The 16,764-nt window shown below is 50.8% G+C and carries 16 protein-coding genes and 5 pseudogenes; 18 read left to right on the top strand and 3 right to left on the bottom strand.

Annotated features, from left to right (window positions below; genetic code table 11):
• Positions 1-138: 138 nt before the first annotated feature.
• The 14 genes and pseudogenes from tssI to INT84_RS05975 form a co-directional block, all read left to right on the top strand.
• Positions 139-885: pseudogene (gene tssI / locus INT84_RS06035) on the top strand (type VI secretion system tip protein TssI/VgrG); the annotation flags it as partial.
• Positions 886-985: 100 nt separating this feature from the next.
• Positions 986-2,828 (top strand): annotated as a pseudogene (locus INT84_RS06030) (RHS repeat-associated core domain-containing protein); the annotation flags it as partial.
• 11 nt (positions 2,829-2,839) lie between these two features.
• The gene (locus INT84_RS06025; RefSeq protein ID WP_194206025.1) at positions 2,840-3,223 is read left to right on the top strand and encodes an ankyrin repeat domain-containing protein; all 384 of its coding nucleotides are present in this window, start codon (positions 2,840-2,842) and stop codon (positions 3,221-3,223) included.
• Positions 3,222-4,199 (top strand): annotated as a pseudogene (locus INT84_RS24365) (RHS repeat-associated core domain-containing protein); the annotation flags it as partial. The gene INT84_RS06025 and the pseudogene INT84_RS24365, both read left to right, overlap by 2 nt.
• Positions 4,195-4,728, top strand: a complete 534-nt coding sequence (locus INT84_RS06015) for an Imm57 family immunity protein (protein ID WP_370529638.1) — start codon at positions 4,195-4,197, stop codon at positions 4,726-4,728. The pseudogene INT84_RS24365 and the gene INT84_RS06015, both read left to right, overlap by 5 nt.
• Positions 4,729-4,802: 74 nt before the next feature.
• Positions 4,803-4,940 (top strand): annotated as a pseudogene (locus INT84_RS24400) (hypothetical protein); the annotation flags it as partial.
• 113 nt (positions 4,941-5,053) lie between these two features.
• Positions 5,054-5,479, top strand: a complete 426-nt coding sequence (locus tag INT84_RS06010) for a hypothetical protein (RefSeq protein WP_194206022.1) — start codon at positions 5,054-5,056, stop codon at positions 5,477-5,479.
• Between the two features lie 12 nt (positions 5,480-5,491).
• Entirely contained in the window at positions 5,492-5,875 is a 384-nt protein-coding gene (locus tag INT84_RS06005) for a DUF6258 family protein (RefSeq protein WP_194206021.1), read from the top strand.
• Between the two features lie 37 nt (positions 5,876-5,912).
• Positions 5,913-6,104: pseudogene (locus INT84_RS06000) on the top strand (hypothetical protein); the annotation flags it as partial.
• Positions 6,105-6,159: 55 nt separating this feature from the next.
• The gene (locus INT84_RS05995) at positions 6,160-6,426 is read left to right on the top strand and encodes a hypothetical protein (RefSeq protein WP_194206020.1); all 267 of its coding nucleotides are present in this window, start codon (positions 6,160-6,162) and stop codon (positions 6,424-6,426) included.
• 10 nt (positions 6,427-6,436) lie between these two features.
• Positions 6,437-6,691, top strand: coding sequence for a hypothetical protein (locus INT84_RS05990; RefSeq protein WP_194206019.1), 255 nt, complete (start codon positions 6,437-6,439; stop codon positions 6,689-6,691).
• A gap of 45 nt (positions 6,692-6,736) precedes the next feature.
• On the top strand, positions 6,737-6,952 hold the full coding sequence (locus tag INT84_RS05985) for a hypothetical protein (protein WP_194206018.1): 216 nt from the start codon (positions 6,737-6,739) through the stop codon (positions 6,950-6,952).
• Positions 6,936-7,538 carry a hypothetical protein gene (locus INT84_RS05980; RefSeq protein WP_194206017.1) on the top strand — a complete coding sequence of 201 codons (603 nt, stop codon included), beginning with the start codon at positions 6,936-6,938 and terminating at the stop codon, positions 7,536-7,538. Before INT84_RS05985 ends, INT84_RS05980 begins: the two co-directional genes overlap by 17 nt.
• A gap of 112 nt (positions 7,539-7,650) precedes the next feature.
• Positions 7,651-7,926, top strand: a complete 276-nt coding sequence (locus INT84_RS05975) for a hypothetical protein (RefSeq protein WP_194206016.1) — start codon at positions 7,651-7,653, stop codon at positions 7,924-7,926.
• A 52-nt stretch (positions 7,927-7,978) separates the two neighbouring features.
• Here INT84_RS05975 and INT84_RS05970 read toward each other — a convergent pair whose 3' ends face one another.
• Both INT84_RS05970 and INT84_RS05965 read right to left on the bottom strand, forming a co-directional pair.
• Complete coding sequence (locus INT84_RS05970; protein WP_194206015.1) at positions 7,979-8,428, bottom strand: DMT family transporter; 450 nt, start codon at positions 8,426-8,428, stop codon at positions 7,979-7,981.
• The gene (locus INT84_RS05965) at positions 8,425-8,943 is read right to left on the bottom strand and encodes a GNAT family N-acetyltransferase (RefSeq protein ID WP_194206014.1); all 519 of its coding nucleotides are present in this window, start codon (positions 8,941-8,943) and stop codon (positions 8,425-8,427) included. Before INT84_RS05965 ends, INT84_RS05970 begins: the two co-directional genes overlap by 4 nt.
• 96 nt (positions 8,944-9,039) lie before the next feature.
• Between INT84_RS05965 and INT84_RS05960 the strand changes: the two genes are divergently transcribed.
• The 3 genes from INT84_RS05960 to INT84_RS05950 all read left to right on the top strand — a co-directional run bounded on the left by INT84_RS05960 (position 9,040) and on the right by INT84_RS05950 (position 12,789).
• Positions 9,040-9,615, top strand: coding sequence for an XRE family transcriptional regulator (locus tag INT84_RS05960; RefSeq protein ID WP_194206013.1), 576 nt, complete (start codon positions 9,040-9,042; stop codon positions 9,613-9,615).
• 65 nt (positions 9,616-9,680) lie between these two features.
• Complete coding sequence (locus tag INT84_RS05955) at positions 9,681-10,718, top strand: NADP-dependent oxidoreductase (protein ID WP_194206012.1); 1,038 nt, start codon at positions 9,681-9,683, stop codon at positions 10,716-10,718.
• A gap of 160 nt (positions 10,719-10,878) precedes the next feature.
• Complete coding sequence (locus tag INT84_RS05950) at positions 10,879-12,789, top strand: methyl-accepting chemotaxis protein (RefSeq protein WP_194206011.1); 1,911 nt, start codon at positions 10,879-10,881, stop codon at positions 12,787-12,789.
• 41 nt (positions 12,790-12,830) lie between these two features.
• Here INT84_RS05950 and pqqU read toward each other — a convergent pair whose 3' ends face one another.
• Complete coding sequence (gene pqqU / locus INT84_RS05945) at positions 12,831-14,942, bottom strand: TonB-dependent receptor PqqU (protein WP_194206010.1); 2,112 nt, start codon at positions 14,940-14,942, stop codon at positions 12,831-12,833.
• 261 nt (positions 14,943-15,203) lie between these two features.
• Here pqqU and INT84_RS05940 point away from each other — a divergent pair, with 261 nt between their 5' ends.
• The gene (locus tag INT84_RS05940) at positions 15,204-16,265 is read left to right on the top strand and encodes a YncE family protein (RefSeq protein WP_194206009.1); all 1,062 of its coding nucleotides are present in this window, start codon (positions 15,204-15,206) and stop codon (positions 16,263-16,265) included.
• Positions 16,266-16,764: the final 499 nt, after the last annotated feature.

The following is a 16,764-nucleotide window of genomic DNA, read 5'->3' as shown; positions in this document are numbered from 1 at the left end:
CACAGAAAAAGACCTGGATAAGCCTTTTAATAAGACCCGAGCAAAGAGAAAAATTTCCTGTTACTTGCAGGAAAGTAAGTACTCTAAATAGTATCAAGAGATGTTGGAAGAGATGCCTTTTTATTCAGGGAGGAAGTTATGTCAACAGGATTACGTTTCACACTGGAGGTGGACGGGCTGCCGCAGGACGCACTGGCGGTGGTGTCCTTTCACCTGGACCAGTCCCTTTCCTCGCTGTTCACCCTCGACATCTCGCTGGTCAGCCAGCAGCTCCTTAATATCGAATTCTCTCAGGTGCTGGAAAAGACGGCGCACCTGAAAATCTGGCAGGGCACGGAGATACAGCGCCGGGTGAAGGGCGTGGTGACGTGGTTTGAGCAGGGGGAATACGACGGCAACCAGATGCTGTACAGCATGAGGGTGCGCCCGCCGCTGTGGCGGGCGGCGCTGAGACAGAACTCGCGGATATTCCAGAACGAGGACATAAAAAGCATTCTGGGGACGATGTTGCAGGAGAACGGGGTGACGGAGTGGAGTCCGCTGTTCATTGAACCGCATCCGCCGCGGGAGTTCTGCGTGCAGTACGGGGAAACGGACTACGACTTTCTGGCGCGGATGGCGGCGGAGGAGGGGATATTCTTCTACGAGGAGCACGCGCAGCAGAGCGACGACCAGAGCCTGGTGCTGTGTGACACGGTCCGTTTCCTGCCGGAGGCCTTTGACATCCCGTGGAACCCGAACACCCGTACTGAAGTCAGCACACTCTGTATCAGCCAGTTCCGGCACAGCGCGCAGATACGCCCCTCATCCGTCACCGGCAAGGACTACACCTTTAAACGCCCCGGCTGGGCGGGCCGCTTTGAGCATGCGGGAGAGCACCAGGATTAAGGGCGCAGATATTGTGCAGGGGTCGGCGGGGGTGCTGATAGGCGCACCGACCGGCGTGGCCTGCTCGGTATGTCCGGGCGGGAAAACATCAGGCAATCCGGTTAACCTCCCTCCGGTGGAGTGGCTTACCTACGGCAGCGGTTATCTGGTGGGTATGAAGCTGGGTGACACACCGCTGGTTGAGTTCACGCGGGACCGTCTGCACCGCGAGACGCTGCGGCGGTTTGGTTCAGGGGCAGGGACTTACGAACAGACCACCACATTCACGGCAGCAGGCCAGCTTCAGAGCCAGTACACGTCCCTTCCGCAGTTTAACCTCGACTATGGCTGGGACGCTGCCGGACGGCTGGGACGCATCAGCGGGATGCACCGGACGCGGGAATATGGCTACAGCGGGAGCGGCAGGCTGACAGATATTATCCTGACGGAGGGTGATGTCCGTGTGGAAATACCGTATGAAACGGATGCAGCAGGCAACCGGGTGGAGGAAAAAGCGCTGCGGGAAGCACGCGGGCTGGCGGAACGCTTCCCGGATAACCGTATCACGGAAGATTTACAGTACCTGTACCGCTACGATGAGTCCGGGAGCCTGACGGAGAAGCGCACCAATATTCCGGTAGGGGCAATACGCAGCGGGAATGAGAAAACACACCATTACCGTTATGACAGCCAGCACCGTCTGGTGCATTACCGCCTCACCCACGGATTCAGCAACCGGGACATTACAGAGAGCCGGTATATCTATGATGCAACGGGAAGACGGGTGTGCCGGATGGTATGGCAGTGTAAGCGCCGGGCGACAAATACGCTTTACGAGGAATACGGCGACATGCCGCGCCAGCCGGAGACGACCTGGTACGGATGGGATGGCGACCGGCTGACGACAACGCAGACGCAGGCAGCCCGTATCCAGACAGTCTATCAACCGGGGAGTTTTACGCCTCTGCTGCGTATTGAAACGGAAACCGCAGCGCTGGCAAAATGCATCGCAGGAGCCTGGCGGAAAGACTTCAGCAGGATACGGGATAACCTTCCCGGCACAGCTGGTGGCGCAACTGAACGGGCTGGAGGGGGAGCTGAAACGCGGGAAGGTCAGCGAACAGAACCAGCAGTGGCTGGCGCAGTGCGGACTGACTCAGGAGCAACTGGCGGGCCTGGTGGAGCCGGAGTTCACGCCGGAGCGTAAAATTCATCTTTATCACTGTGACCACCGGGGATTACCGCTGGCGCTGATAAACAGCAGGGGCGAAGCGGTATGGCGCGCGGAATATGATGAATGGGGCAATCAACTGCTGGAGGATAACCCGGAAAATCTGCAACAGCTTATCCGGCTGCCGGGGCAGCAGTATGATAAGGAAACGGGGCTGTATTATAATCGTTATCGTTACTATGATCCGTCACAGAAGAGGTATATCACGCAGGATCCGATAGGGCTGCGGGGAGGATGGAATTTATATCAGTACCCATTGAGTCCAACCACTGATATAGATCCGTTGGGCCTTTGCGGTGAAGACTCTATAGAACAGCCTGGTTCATCTTGGTTTATCGCAGACCCTATGGGAAAATACAGACAGCAGGCGGCACTGGATTTAACAAAATGGTGGGATGAGACTGCGTCTCAAAGAACATTTTATGTTGCCATGCAGTATCCTGAATTTTTGGGGGTAATGTTAGCCGCCAGTAATAAAGCCAATAAGATTGAGGCGAAACAAAGACAGGAAGAATACAGAAGATATAAAGATCGTTGCAATCAGTCAACGCCCTCTGGCCTCGATATTTGTAGTGAAGCCAAGTGGAAATTAAACAGGAATAAGGATTGCCGAGATATGAGAAAAGCGTGGGATGAAAAGTGGCGCCCAGGTAAACATGAGGAAAGCATTGTTCAATTGGAAACTAGCATTAATAAACTGGAAAATTTTATCAAAGAAAATTGTCAATAGAGGGCTAAATCATGAAAACCTTGAGTGCTGCTGATATATTAAAACGCTATCATGAAGAAGGCTTGCCAGAGTTTAGTGGGATTGATCTTATTTTTGTAAATCAATCCGGCATTTTTGGTAATACCCCTATGCATATTGCATGTGTCCGGGGGGATATTGATGAAGTAATGGCATTAATTAATGGTGGTGCAAATATAAATGCTATCGGAGAGCATGGGAATACTCCGTTACACGAAGCGGTTGGACAAGGGAATAATGAGATAATAAAAATACTTGTCACTCTTGGTTGTAGGGTAAAAGTAAAAAATGATTTCGGAGATACACCACTTGATATTGCTAAGATTAATGACAGATCAGATATAATAGAGTTATTGAAACTGCACAAAATTGTATAAGACGTGGTACGGATGGATAGGCGAACGGCTGACGACAACGCAGACGCAGGCAGCCCGTATCCAGACAGTCTACCATCCGGGGAGTTTTACGCCGCTGCTGCGCATTGAAACGGAAACCGCAGCGTTGGCAAAAATGCATCGCAGGAGCCTGGCGGAAAAACTTCAGCAGGATACGGGGATAACCTTCCCGGCGGAGCTGGTGGCGCAACTTAACGGGCTGGAGGGGGAGCTGAATCACTGTGACCACAGGGGATTACCGCTGGCGCTGATAAACAGCAGGGGCGAAGCGGTATGGCGCGCGGAATATGATGAATGGGGCAATCAACTGCTGGAGGATAACCCGAAAAATCTGCAACAGCTTATCCGGTTGCCGGGGCAGCAGTATGATAAGGAAACCGGGCTGTACTATAATCGGTACCGTTACTATGATCCGTCACAGAAGAGGTATATCACGCAGGATCCGATAGGGCTGAGAGGTGGGTTAAATTTATATAGTTATCCGCTAAATCCGATTGCAGAGATAGACCCCTTAGGTTTAGCGACTTGTATGTACAGTATAACGATAGGTATGCTTTCATGTGTTTCAGATATACCAAATGCTAATAATATCCATGATGTGTTGAATATACCCGTTGCATCTGGGAACAATGGTAATAACATGCAATGTAAAAACAACCCCGATTGTAAACATTTAGCTAATAGGGGGCCAATCCCTCAAGGATTATGGACGTGGAATGTCAATGGACCAGGTGCCAGTAATACTAAGCCTAATGGAACCAGACTGATTCCCTCTAATGATACAGAGACCTATGGTCGAAGTGGTTTCTTAACACATAGTTGTTTGAATGCATTTGGGCCATCATTAGGTCCAAGATTTTGTTCTGAGGGCTGTATTACTGGCTCCTCGGTGGATATGGAAAAATTAAATGAGATATTGGCCGCTGAACCTGATAGTACATTAACTGTAACGGATTAATGAATATGAGATTATTTTTTTATTTTTTCTGTTTTTATTGTTTTTTTCTACTGCGACTCTGGCGGAATTGAGATTGCGTGAGTTAAAAATGGCTGAAAACACTATATTGTGGGAGAGAATATCTGCAAGCACAAAGGAAGGTAGAGAAGCTTGTGGGCATAGTTCTTTTGCGTGCAAAGATTCAGATGCTGAACTTGGATTAGCCTATATAGCAGTAAATAATGATCGAGCGTCTCTTAATTCATTGTCAAGGATAATGCAATATAAAATAGATGCTGGCCTTTCTGAGTTATATACATGTTATCTATTAGAAAAAGGTGGGCGTATAAAACCTTTTTTAAAAAAATTAAATGTGAAGCAACTTGAAGATGATTGTATTAAAGAAGTAATGTATATAAAAAAAACGAACTCACCCAGATTCTCTGATTTAAATATCAAACACATATGTAGTGATGAAAATAATATGCAATGGAGGATTGATGATACGATTAATTATATTAATAAATCAGTTAAGTGTATGAAGGAATAATGAAATGCATCAAGTCCGATTTGCCATAAATTGATTAGTCATCTGTCATGGTAACTGTATAGTGAAGATTGAAATTGTATTGCAATAGGAACTGGTACCACGGACCGGTACAAGGGATGTATATCATGCAGGACCCGATTGGTCTGGAGGGAGGAGGGAAGCTTTATCAATATCCCTCAGATCTGATTTTAAATATAGATCCGTTGGGGCTTGAAAAAATATTGCTACCATCCCCAAACAGATAGTCGCAAGCCAGAGTTATGTTATTGATCCTATAACTAAAGGAATAGTTGAAAGCTTTGCAGTTGACTCTAGAGGAAATACAATGGCAATTCCTACAGGAGGCAAAGTGATTGGATATCCACCCAAAAGAGAACCTCAATTAAGTATTAATACTGTTTATGACAATGATTCTAATATTTATAGATTGGATTTTCAGGGACATTCTGGTAATAAAACTCCTCATGGTCATGCACATTTAAAAGGGAGAGGCCCTCATAATACTGGTCAAGGGTACTCATTAGATATTAATGGAGACATTGTAGATGCAGCTAGTAAAGCTGCGCATTTTTATAATGTAAAAGCAATAGGTATATTGTCATTTTTTTCACCATTTATTCATATGTCTACTTTTGGTAGCTGTAAAAAAGGAAGCATTGGACAGTGTTTTTGTGCTATGAGCAAAGAAATAGAGTATAATATAGATCAGAACAATGCAGATACTCTTTGTGGTTATACAAACCTGATTTGAAGGAGGTAGCATATGATCAATGAAGTTTATCTTGGCGACAGATCGATCCTTGGGGTTGAAATAGATAGCTGGAAATGTGAGGTGAGGATAAAAATAAGTGCTATGTCATTTCTCTTCCAATCAGGTTATAACAAAAAAGATTGGGATGAATCTGATAATATTAAAAATGGTTATATTGTTTTTTCTGATGTTCTATATTTTGAATCATCTCCACCAGGAATGATGCCTGGAGATTATATCGTAGAAAATCATTTAGAGGAAACTGATGGTGTTATTAGTTTTACTATTGTTTCAGTTGGGCGACCATATAGTGATGAAGTAAATACATTAATAATAAAATGCCGAAAGAGTTGGATTGAGGATGAATTTAAGCGGCGGGTTACCAGAATGAGGTGAGACGCTGGAGTAAGGGCGGTATATTTACGACCGCTAGATGGGTAAACGGGTGTGGAAACGTGAGTCAGTCTACTGGAATGAGACGCGGATAAAATTATCGCGCCATCCGGAGACGACTTGGTACGGATGGGATGGCGACCGGCTGACGACAACGCAGACGCAGGCAGCCCGTATCCAGACAGTTTATCATCAGGAGAGTTTTACGCCGCTGCTGCGCATTGAAACGGAAATGCTTTAAATCAAATGTGGAATGGCGGAGATTTTATTTTTAGTGATATATATCTGTGGCAACGAATGCAGAGATTCTAACCGAAGGCCGTGGTCTGTTATCCACAATAGGTATAAATGTCGCCGGGTATTCAATCAGTAATATGACTAAAGGCTCTGCTCCAACAACGGAAGGTGCTGTTGTAACGTCATTGAGAACAATAACTGGTTTTGGAACAACTAAAGCATTAGGAGCTACGGTTGGTAGTAATATTGCCACGGGAGTTAGGGCTGTCGTAACTGAAGCTACAACGAGTAAAACTAATGAAACACTTGATAATTAGAAGGTGTTAAATGAATCTAAAAAGCAATTCATATATATTTCTGCTGGGTTCAATCTTGAAATGCTGCATTGCTTTTACTCTTGCTCTTTATTTGGCACTGTTGGGTATTTCAATTTTTCATATGTTAAATAGCAGTATTTTTTATTTTGATTTTCGCGGTGAGTTGATGTTCTTCCTTAAAAAAGGGTTGTTTTTTGGCGTAATATTTGGCATAGGCGAGTGGGCAATGCGAAAAGCAAAGGAGAGTGAGAAACATAAAAAATAAATCTGGGTTATTAAAAGAAAAGACAATTTCAGGAAAAGTTTTGGTGTGCTGTATTCATTAATTGCGGGAAGAGTCAGCTGTTTGAATAGCGGGAGTGGCGGAGGTGTTTTAGGCGCTGGAATCGGAACGATAGTGAGTGGCGCTTTAGGTAAAATACCTTTTTTATCAAATGGTTTTGGTGATTTTGCTACGGGGTTAGTATCTGAAGGTACGGGCGATAATATAGGGAAGGCTTTGAATAAAAATGATGAAAATAATTGATTTTATTTTTTTTAGAAAACGTAACATTGTTAATGTGAAGTTTTTTGTAATTTCATACATTATATCCGTATTATTTGTTTCTATCGTTATAGTCATAATAGTTGGGATATTGAATTATTTAAATGGAAAGGGTGTTTATTATAACAGTGGTTTCATTGAAAAAACTTTTAAAATGATATCTATAGCCGGTTTTTTTACAATATTATATAATATATTTACGATTTTTTCAGATAGAAAGAAAATTAAAGAGTTAATATTGCGATTTGAGCAAGAGTACAATGATGGTTCTTTGATTGACTATTCATTTGTAAAAATTATGAATGAGAAAGAAATTTTCAATGTGTTAGAAAAAACCAAATTGAAAAGAAAGCATGAGGGAAAATTAAATTCTTTAGATATTCTTTCTATCACTGCTACAGTGATGGGTATAAATATAAAGAGAATGGAATATCGTGTCCTATGTCATTTTTCATATTCTTCTGGAAAAAGTGAAAGAGTTATATTTGAGTTTTATACCATAAATAATGGGGGTCTGAAATTACAGGAAATAATATACTCAATTGAAGTGAAAAATGCCGAGTTATAAATACCTGCTACAAAGATCATTATGCAAATGCTGGCATAAATGCTGGATCAGCAACCGGGACATTACAGAGAGCCGGTATATCTATGATGCAACGGGCAGGAGGGTGTGCCGGATGGTATGGCATTGTAAGCGCCGGGCGACAAATACGCTTTATGAGGAATACGGCGACATGCCGCGCCAGCCGGAGACGACCTGGTACGGATGGGATGGCGACCGGCTGACGGCAATGCAGACGCAGGCAGCCCGTATCGAGACAGCCTATCATCCGGGGAGTTTTACGCTGCTGCTGCGTATTGAAACGGAAACCGCAACGCTGGTCAGAACGTATCGCAGGAGCCTGGCGGAAAAACTTCAGCAGGATAACGGCTGGCGGGTGGTTGCCGTCTAATTTTGGGGAGGCTTTGGGGAAGAAAGTAATTCCCCAATAAATCAATCGATTATCAAAATGAGCGTCTGGCCACCAGCCAGACGCCAATCACCAGCAGTACCGCACCACAAACCGGACCCGCCAGCTCCCGCCACGTCACGCCGTGACTTCTGATGACATCCAGTACCAGCCCGCCAATTAACTGACTGGCGACCAGCACGGCGATAGTGGTGGCCGCGCCGACGTACTGATAGCCGCTGATGCTGGCAAAAACAAAAAACGAACCCAGCAGGCCGGGGATGAGCGTCCACCAGCGCACGTTCGCCGCCAGTTCACTGAAGCCGGCGAAGCCGTGTTTGATCAGCAGAATACTGACAAACAGCACGATGCCGACCAGCGAGTTAAGCAGCATGGCGATCAGTACCGTGGACGAGGACTGGGTGATCCGCACCATCAGCGTGTTTTGCACCACCAGCCCGATGCCCGCTGCCACCAGAAAGGTGAGGGTCAGCGTCTGGTTCATGCGACGCCGTCCGGATCGCTGCGCTGGTCCAGCTGAAGTTGCATAAACGTCAGATCCAGCCAGCGGCCAAATTTGGTGCCGACCTGCGGCATCTGCCCGGTAGTGACGAAGCCGAGTTTGCTGTGCAGGTGCAGCGATGCCTGATTTTGCGATTCAATACCCGCCACCATCACGTGTTTGCCGATACGTTGCGCCTCAACGATTAGCTGTGCCAACAGCTCGCGGCCCAGCCCTTTGCCCTGATGATCGGGATGGACATACACCGAATGTTCGACGGTATGGCGGAATCCATCAAACGCGCGCCAGTCGCCAAATGAGGCATAGCCGGTAACCACGCCATCTTCTTCACTCACCAGCACCGGGTAGCCCGCCAGCTTGCGCGCCTCGAACCAGGCGATACGGTTATCCACCTCTACCGTTTTATCATTCCAGATGGCGGCGGTGTGCAGCACCGCGTGGTTATAAATTTCAGCAATGGCCGCGCAGTCATCCTGACAGGCGTAACGAAGAGACATTTTGTACCTCAACTGTTGTACACTATAGTAGTACGATATTATTACAATACTGTACGCAGGGTTGTCATTCTTTTTTATATTGAACCGTGGAGCGCCATGAATACCCCCGAAGACACGATTAATCAGCGCATCAGCATCCGCATTCGTATCGAGCGCGAATCGCGTAGCTGGTCGCTCAGCGATCTGGCCGAGCGGGCGGGCGTGTCGCGGGCGATGATCCACAAAATCGAGCGCGGGGAGAGTAGCCCCACGGCGACGTTACTCGGGCGGTTGTCCGGCGCGTTTGGCATTAGTATGTCAACGCTCATCGCCAGGGCAGAGATGCAGGAAGGCAAGCTGTTACGGCTGGAGAATCAGCCGGTGTGGCACGATCCACAAACCGGCTATTTGCGCCGCCATGTTTCTCCCCGCAGCGATCTCCCCATCGATCTGGTGCAAATCGAACTGCCCGCCGGGAGCGACGTCCCGATGCCCGCCTCATCTTATGCGCTGGCGCGTCAGTTAATCTGGCTACAGCAGGGGGAACTGGTGTTTGTTGAAGGCGATACCCGCCACGACATGCGTGCGGGAGACTGCCTTGAACTGGGGCCGCCTAACGACTGTCGGTTTATCAATGAATCATCAGTACCCTGCATTTATCTGGTGGTGCGCTTAAACCCTTCTGCCGCGTAAAGTAAAGCGATGCTCCCGTTCACGGTCTAGTATCAAGGGATGCATTTAACCAGAAGGAGCGATCTATGAGTCAACAACCGCAACGTAACCGCCGCTGGGTCCTCGCCTCGCGCCCGCACGGCGCGCCGGTCGCCGAAAACTTTCGCCTTGAAGAAGATCAGGTTCCCACGCCTGGAGAAGGGCAACTGCTGCTGCGCACCGTTTACCTTTCACTCGATCCCTATATGCGCGGGCGCATGAGCGATCAGCCCTCCTATTCTCCGCCGGTGGAGATTGGCGCGGTGATGGTGGGGGCCACCGTCAGCCGGGTTGAACAATCCAGCCATCCTGATTTTTCAGAAGGGGACTGGGTGCTCGGCTACAGCGGCTGGCAGAAATATGAGATTTCCGAAGGGGAAGGGTTGGTCAAACTTGACGACAGTATCCCGCAGCGCTCCTGGGCGCTGGGTGTGCTGGGAATGCCGGGCTTCACCGCTTATATGGGGCTGCTGGATATCGGTCGTCCGAAAGAGGGTGAAACGCTGGTGGTGGCCGCCGCGACCGGGCCGGTGGGCGCGACGGTAGGGCAGATCGGCAAGCTGAAGGGCTGTCGGGTGATTGGCGTGGCGGGCGGTAGTGAAAAATGTCGTCATGCCAAAGAGGTACTCGGTTTTGATGAATGTCTCGATCACCGTGCGGAAGACTTCGCCGACCAGCTCGCCGCCGCCTGTCCTGATGGTATTGATATTTATTATGAAAACGTCGGCGGCAAGGTTTTTGATGCGGTGCTGCCGCTGTTCAACACCTCCGCTCGCGTGCCGGTCTGCGGTCTGGTAAGCGGTTATAACGCCACCGATCTGCCGGAAGGGCCGGATCGGCTGTCATTGCTGATGGGCACGATCCTCAAAAAACGGATGCGGGTGCAGGGTTTTATCATCGCCCAGGATTACGCTCACCGTATCGATGAATTCCAGCAGCAAATGGGCGAATGGGTGAAAGCGGAAAAAATCCACTACCGTGAAGAGATCACCGAAGGGCTGGAGAATGCGCCGCAGACCTTTATTGGTATGCTGGAGGGCAAAAACTTCGGCAAAGTCGTGATTCAGGTTTCTGCCGAAAGCTAAGCGACGCTTACGCCGTGCAACGTTGCACGGCGTAGTGTGATCCGGCTCCCGTTCTACGGCCATGATGGTGTTTTTGCCTCTGTGAGGCTGAATTAACCCCTTTCCCTGCCGATAACAAGACACGCTATCGATTTGTCACTTGTTATCCAGGGAGCACGGGATGTCCGGTTTTCGCCAACGATTACGCAATATCACGATCAGTAAAAAACTCGCCATGGGGTTTGGCGTGGTGCTCTTGCTGGTAGCTATCGCTACCACGCTAAGCGTGCTGCGCTTTCGCGAAATACGCGATGTCTATGAAAAAACCAATCTGATTTACAACATTAATATTGAAGTGTTTCAGGCCAAAATTAACCGTCTGAAATACTTCTACAGCAGCGATGAAAAATCAGGTCAGGTGATGGCGGATTACGTCGATCATGCACTACAACTTACCGCCACGGCGCAACAGCTTGAGTGGACACCCGCAGAAAAAGCTGTCATCGACACGATGGGCGGTCATCTTGACGCGTTTAAAACCAGCGTTGCGGCAATGCAGAAATCAACGGCCAATCTGTTGGCCCTGAGGGGCGCGCTGGATCAGGCGGGCACGGAAGATCTTCAGCCTCGTTATGCCGCGCTTATTCGTACGCCGCTTGAGGATACTGCGCTTAGCTATCAACTTTATGATGTGTTGTTTGCGCTAGGCAACCTGCGCGACCGGGCGCTGGCGCTACGTTTTAGCGCCAGTCAGGAGGCGCGTGACGCGCTGGAAAAACAGTCTGCGGCGACGCAAAGCGCGCTTGAGAGCCTGAAGCCGCAACTGCCTGAGGCGGCGCAAACACAGCTTCAGTCGCTGTGGGAAGAGAGCACCAGCTACCGCGACAACAGTTTGTACTATTACCAGGCTGTGCAGGATCTTAAAGCCACAGAAGATAACGTTAAAACGGCGGGCGACCGTTCCAGCGCCTCAATTAAAGAAATTATCGCACTGGTGAAAGCGCATAACGACAGCCTTGCCAATACCTCAGCGACCATCACCGCGCTGGTGGGGCTGATTGCTATTCTGCTGGGGATTGCGGTCTCGTGGTGGGTAACGCGACAAATCACCCGCCCGGTTCGCGAGAATCTCCACCTTGCAGAGCGCATTGCCAGCGGCGATTTAAGCGCCAATATTCAGGCCCGCAGTCAGGATGAGTTCGGTAAACTCACCTCCGCGATGGGCGTGATGAACAGCAAACTGCGTTCAATGATTGGTGAAGTACGCCACAGCGTCACTCGCGTCACCAGCGCCGCCTCGGAAATTGCCGATGGTAATACCGATCTCTCATCGCGTACCGAGCAGCAAGCCGCCGCGGTAGTGCAGACCGCCGCCAGTATGGAGCAGCTTACCGCCACGGTAAAAAACAACGCCGATAACGCCCGTCACGCCAGCAAACTGGCGGCGGAAGCCTCGCAGACTGCCAGTCAGGGCGGCAACGTGATGCGCGATATGGTGGCGACGATGGGTGATATTAATACCAGCTCGCGCAAAATCGCCGATATTACTGCGGTGATCAACAGCATCGCGTTTCAGACCAATATACTGGCGCTCAACGCGGCGGTGGAAGCGGCACGCGCTGGCGAGCAGGGGCGCGGATTTGCGGTGGTCGCCAGCGAAGTGCGCAGCCTTTCACAACGCAGTTCGCAGGCGGCAAAAGATATCGAACATCTTATCGCTGAGTCAGTGTCGCGCATAGATACCGGCAGTCATCTGGTGGTCAAAGCCGGGCAAACGATGGAGCAGGTGGTGCATTCCGTGACCCGGGTGAACGATATTATGGGTGAGATCTCCTCGGCCTCGGAAGAGCAGAGCCGGGGCATCGAGCAGATCGCCCGCGCGGTATCGGAACTGGATAGCACCACGCAGCAAAATGCCTCGCTGGTGAGTGCCTCGTCGCTGGCGGCGGGATCGCTGGAAGAGCAGGCCAGGGTGCTGGAAGAGCTGGTTGCCGCATTCCGTCTGGATGACAGCGTTCGCGTTCAGCGCTCGGCACGTCAGCCGGTATTAGCGGCTGGGGGATTAGCGGAAGGAAACTGGACAACATTCTGAGCAAACGCCCGGCGGCGCAGGTCGCCGGGCGAAATAACCGATCAGAACTGCCAGGCAACGGATAAGCCGACGCCGTAATTGCGGCCCGGGGCCGGTTCGTAGTAGCGACCGTTGGATTCATTCACGATCACCGATCCGACATATTCGCGATCGAATAAATTATCCACCCGGCCAAAAATATCCATCATCCAGTGACCGTAATTAAATTTATAGCCGGTGTTCAGGCCCACTACCGTCCATGACGGCGCTTTCGCCGTATTCTCATCATCCGCCATAATGTCGCTCATATAGCGAATATCACTTCCGGCATACCAGCCCGTTTCCGGCTCATATCCCAGCGAGGCAAAGCCCATATTCCGCGCGATGCCCGGAATACGGTTGCCGTTACAGTCGTTCGCGCCGCAGGCATTGGTTCGATAAGTGGCATCAAGCCAGGTCCACGAGGCTTTAGCACGCCAGTTTTCGGCAAACTGTTGATCGAGGGAGAGTTCAGCCCCCTGACGGCGAGTTTTGCCCGCGTTTTTGTAACTGGTGCGTCCGCCGCTGCTGGCATCCGCCACGATCTCATCGTCGGTATCGGTCTGGAATAGCGCGGCGGTAATCAGGCCATTGCCGACGCGGGTTTTACTGCCGATCTCCACGGTGTCATTGGTAGAGGGCTTGAGGTTGAAATTCAGCCCGCTTTGATTATCGGAACGGTAAGAGAGCTCGTTGATGGTCGGCGTTTCAAAACCGCGTCCGGCGGAGAGGTACACATTCCACGCGTCAGTGACGGCATATTTAAGCGATCCTGCCGGTAGCCATTTATGGTAACTGGCATCGCCGCTGTCATCGCCGTTGGCGGCGGTAATGTAGTGATCGTTGGAGTCAAACCACACGGAGCTATAACGCACACCCGCGTCCAGCGACAATTTCTCGGTCAACTGCCAGGTGCTTTGCAGGTAAGGGTCGAGGTTCCACATCAGGTTACGTTCATCACGGCGCAACGCGCCTTTCTGTCCATACTCCGGCGCGCCGTTGACCATCACAAAGTTCTCATAACCTTTGCGGTTCTCACTCATGTTTTCGTAATCAAGGCCGGTGGTGAAGGTCACAGGAACCAGCCATTCGCCGCGATGGGTCCAGCGGGTATCGATGCCCTGATAGTTGCGGTTGAGGCTGATGACGCCCCCGGCATGGTTCGGATTGAGCTGCGGGGCGCGCGGAATGGACTGATACTGTGTGGTTTCACGCTCGCCCGCATACATCATGACGCTGAGATCGTCATCGGCGCTAAGCTGGCGCTCATAGCGTAATCCGGCCTGGGTTTGTTTCGTATCCTTACGGGTATTGTACTGATCGCCGCGCGGCGACTGGCGCGGATTATCATGCCATTCCGCGCTGCTCAGACCGCCAGGATCGTTAGCCTTAATATCGACGCTGTTCAGCAGCAGAGTTAGCTTACTCACCTCATCAATACGCACGCCCAGTTTGGCATTGGCGAGATTTTTACGCGCCCCGCTGTGATCGCGATAGCCGTGGGTGGCAAAACGGCTGGTGGAGACGGTGTAATCCACATCGCCTGCCTGGGTGCCATCGCCGGTCGCCCCGGTCGCTTTCAGGCCGTAGCGCCAGCTACCGAAACTGCCGTAATAGCTGCTGGCTTCAATGGTGGTGGGCTGTTCGCCGGTTTGGGTGGTGACATTCATCACGCCGCCGGAGGAGTTGCCGTACAACGCCGAGAAGGGACCGCGAAGGACATCCACACTCTCTACGCTGTTGATATCAATATTGGACGTTTGCCCCTGACCGTCCGGCATGGTGGCGGGAATACCGTCCACATACAGCCGCAGGCCGCGCACGCCATAAGTGGAGCGCGAACCAAAACCGCGTATCGATAATTGCAGATCCTGCGCGTAGTTCTGCCGGTTCTGCACCTGCAACCCCGGTACTGCCCCCAGCGATTCGGAAAGGTTCACCCGCGGCGCGGCGTGGCGCATCTCCTCGCCATTGACCACGCTCACGGCGGCAGGGGTGTCCAGTTCGGACACGGCGTGGGGAGCGGCGGTAACAATCAGGGTCTGATCGTCTGCGGCGACGGACAGGGTGGGGAGGGCCATAACAGGTAATAACAGTACCGGAAATGCGGTCTGACGGGCGATCGGGATTTTCATTAAAGAGACTCTTACAGGCGAACATAAGTGAACAAACGCCGTTATGTTAAAGCTTTTGTAAATAATTGAAAATCAAAACGGCACGTTACGTTAAATGCAAGTATAGGAAGTAAATCAGTTTTTGCCGGAAAGGTAAAAATTAACACTCCACATTCAACAAAATAATGATTATTATTCGCATCTAAAATAAGGGCGGAACGATGAGTTTGCCCGTGGAAGCCTGTGAAGTAGTACTAACATTGCTTATCAAAGGGAGTCGTTATGTCTTTACGTCAACTGTCCGCGCCGCGTCTGCGCCATTCCATTCTGTTTGCCTCTCTGCTGCTGGCGGGGTCGTTTACTGTACACGCTGCCGATGAGATGTTGCGCAAGGCGGTCGGCAAGGGTGCGTATGAAATGGCCCTCAGCCCGCAGGAAAATGCGCTATGGGTTGCCACGTCACAAAGCCGCAAAACGGATAAAGGCGGCGTGATCTACCGTCTCGATCCGACCACGCTTGAAATCACGCAGTCAATTCATAACGATCTCAAACCGTTTGGCGCAGCGATCGACAATCAAACCGGCACGCTATGGTTTGGCAATACCACCAATGGCGCGGTCACGGCGGTCGATGCCAAAACCGGCGAGGTAAAAGGCCGGCTGGTGCTGGATGCGCGTAAACGCTCTGAAACCGTGCGCCCGCTTCAGCCGCGTGAGCTGACTGTTGATGAAACCACCAATACCGTTTACATCACCGGGCTGGGTAAAGAGAGCGTCGTGTGGGTGGTGGATGGAAAAACGCTGAAGCTGAAAACCACCATTACCAATACCGGCGCAATGGGCACGGGTCTGGCGCTGGATACCGGGGCGAAACGCCTTTATGTCACCAACGCGGACGGCGAGTTGATTACCATTGATACCGCCAGCAATAAGATCCTGTCGCGTAAAAAGCTGCTGGATGATGGCAAGGATCATATGTTCCTCAACATCAGTCTGGATGTAAAAGGACATCGCGCGTTTATTACCGATTCAAAACAGCCGCAGGTGCTGGTGGTGGATAGCCGTGATGGTAAGGTGATTGAAAAAATCGACGCACCAGAATCGCTGGCGGTGTTGTTTAACCCGGTGCGTGATGAAGCATACGTGACCCACCGTAAGGCGGGGAAAGTCAGCGTCGTGGATGCGAAAAGTTATAAAGTGGTGAAGACCTTCGACACGCCGACCTTCCCGAATAGCCTGGCGTTGTCCGCCGATGGCCAGACGCTGTACGTGACCGTGAAACAGGAATCTACCCGTGAGAAAGAAGCGACCCAGCCGGATGACGTGATCCGTATTGCGTTGTAAACGTTAGCGCCGTACCCCGGATGCCCGGTGGCGCTGCGCTTACCGGGCCTACGGTTATGATGTAAAGCACTGATATTGTGGATTTTGTAGGCCGGGTAAGGCGAAGCCGCCACCCGGCATTATCCGGTATGAGCCCAGCGCCGTACCCCGGATGCCCGGTGGCGCTGCGCTTACCGGGCCTACGGTTATGATGTAAGGCGCTGATATTGTGGATTTTGTAGGCCGGGTAAGGCGAAGCCGCCACCCGGCATTGTCCGGTATGGGCCCAGCGCCGTATCCCGGCTGCCCGGTGGCGCTGCGCTTACTGGGCCTACGGTTATGATGTAAAGCGCTGATATTGTGAATTTTGTAGGCCGGGTAAGGCGAAGCCGCCACCCGGCATTATCCGGTATGGGCCCAGCGGCGTACCCCGGATGCCCGGTGGCGCTGCGCTTACCGGGCCTACGATTGTGATGTAAATCGCTGATATTGTGAGTTTTGTAGGCCGAGTAAGGCGAAG

It is taken from the genome of Superficieibacter sp. 1612_C1 (assembly GCF_015234305.1).
In the GTDB taxonomy this organism is placed as follows: domain Bacteria; phylum Pseudomonadota; class Gammaproteobacteria; order Enterobacterales; family Enterobacteriaceae; genus Superficieibacter.
This window is presented reverse-complemented; position numbering and strand designations above follow the sequence as displayed.

What these genes read in the sequence shown, in the direction of transcription:
- INT84_RS05940 (WP_194206009.1), top strand. Translation starts at nt 15,204, where the DNA reads ATGTCTTTACGTCAACTGTCCGCGCCGCGTCTGCGCCATTCCATTCTG.
- pqqU (WP_194206010.1), bottom strand. Translation starts at nt 14,942, where the DNA reads ATGAAAATCCCGATCGCCCGTCAGACCGCATTTCCGGTACTGTTATTA.
- INT84_RS05965 (WP_194206014.1), bottom strand. Translation starts at nt 8,943, where the DNA reads ATGTCTCTTCGTTACGCCTGTCAGGATGACTGCGCGGCCATTGCTGAA.
- INT84_RS05980 (WP_194206017.1), top strand. Translation starts at nt 6,936, where the DNA reads ATGATGAAAATAATTGATTTTATTTTTTTTAGAAAACGTAACATTGTT.
- INT84_RS06025 (WP_194206025.1), top strand. Translation starts at nt 2,840, where the DNA reads ATGAAAACCTTGAGTGCTGCTGATATATTAAAACGCTATCATGAAGAA.
- INT84_RS05990 (WP_194206019.1), top strand. Translation starts at nt 6,437, where the DNA reads ATGAATCTAAAAAGCAATTCATATATATTTCTGCTGGGTTCAATCTTG.
- INT84_RS05970 (WP_194206015.1), bottom strand. Translation starts at nt 8,428, where the DNA reads ATGAACCAGACGCTGACCCTCACCTTTCTGGTGGCAGCGGGCATCGGG.
- INT84_RS05960 (WP_194206013.1), top strand. Translation starts at nt 9,040, where the DNA reads ATGAATACCCCCGAAGACACGATTAATCAGCGCATCAGCATCCGCATT.
- INT84_RS05975 (WP_194206016.1), top strand. Translation starts at nt 7,651, where the DNA reads ATGGTATGGCATTGTAAGCGCCGGGCGACAAATACGCTTTATGAGGAA.
- INT84_RS06005 (WP_194206021.1), top strand. Translation starts at nt 5,492, where the DNA reads ATGATCAATGAAGTTTATCTTGGCGACAGATCGATCCTTGGGGTTGAA.
- INT84_RS05955 (WP_194206012.1), top strand. Translation starts at nt 9,681, where the DNA reads ATGAGTCAACAACCGCAACGTAACCGCCGCTGGGTCCTCGCCTCGCGC.
- INT84_RS05950 (WP_194206011.1), top strand. Translation starts at nt 10,879, where the DNA reads ATGTCCGGTTTTCGCCAACGATTACGCAATATCACGATCAGTAAAAAA.
- INT84_RS06010 (WP_194206022.1), top strand. Translation starts at nt 5,054, where the DNA reads ATGGCAATTCCTACAGGAGGCAAAGTGATTGGATATCCACCCAAAAGA.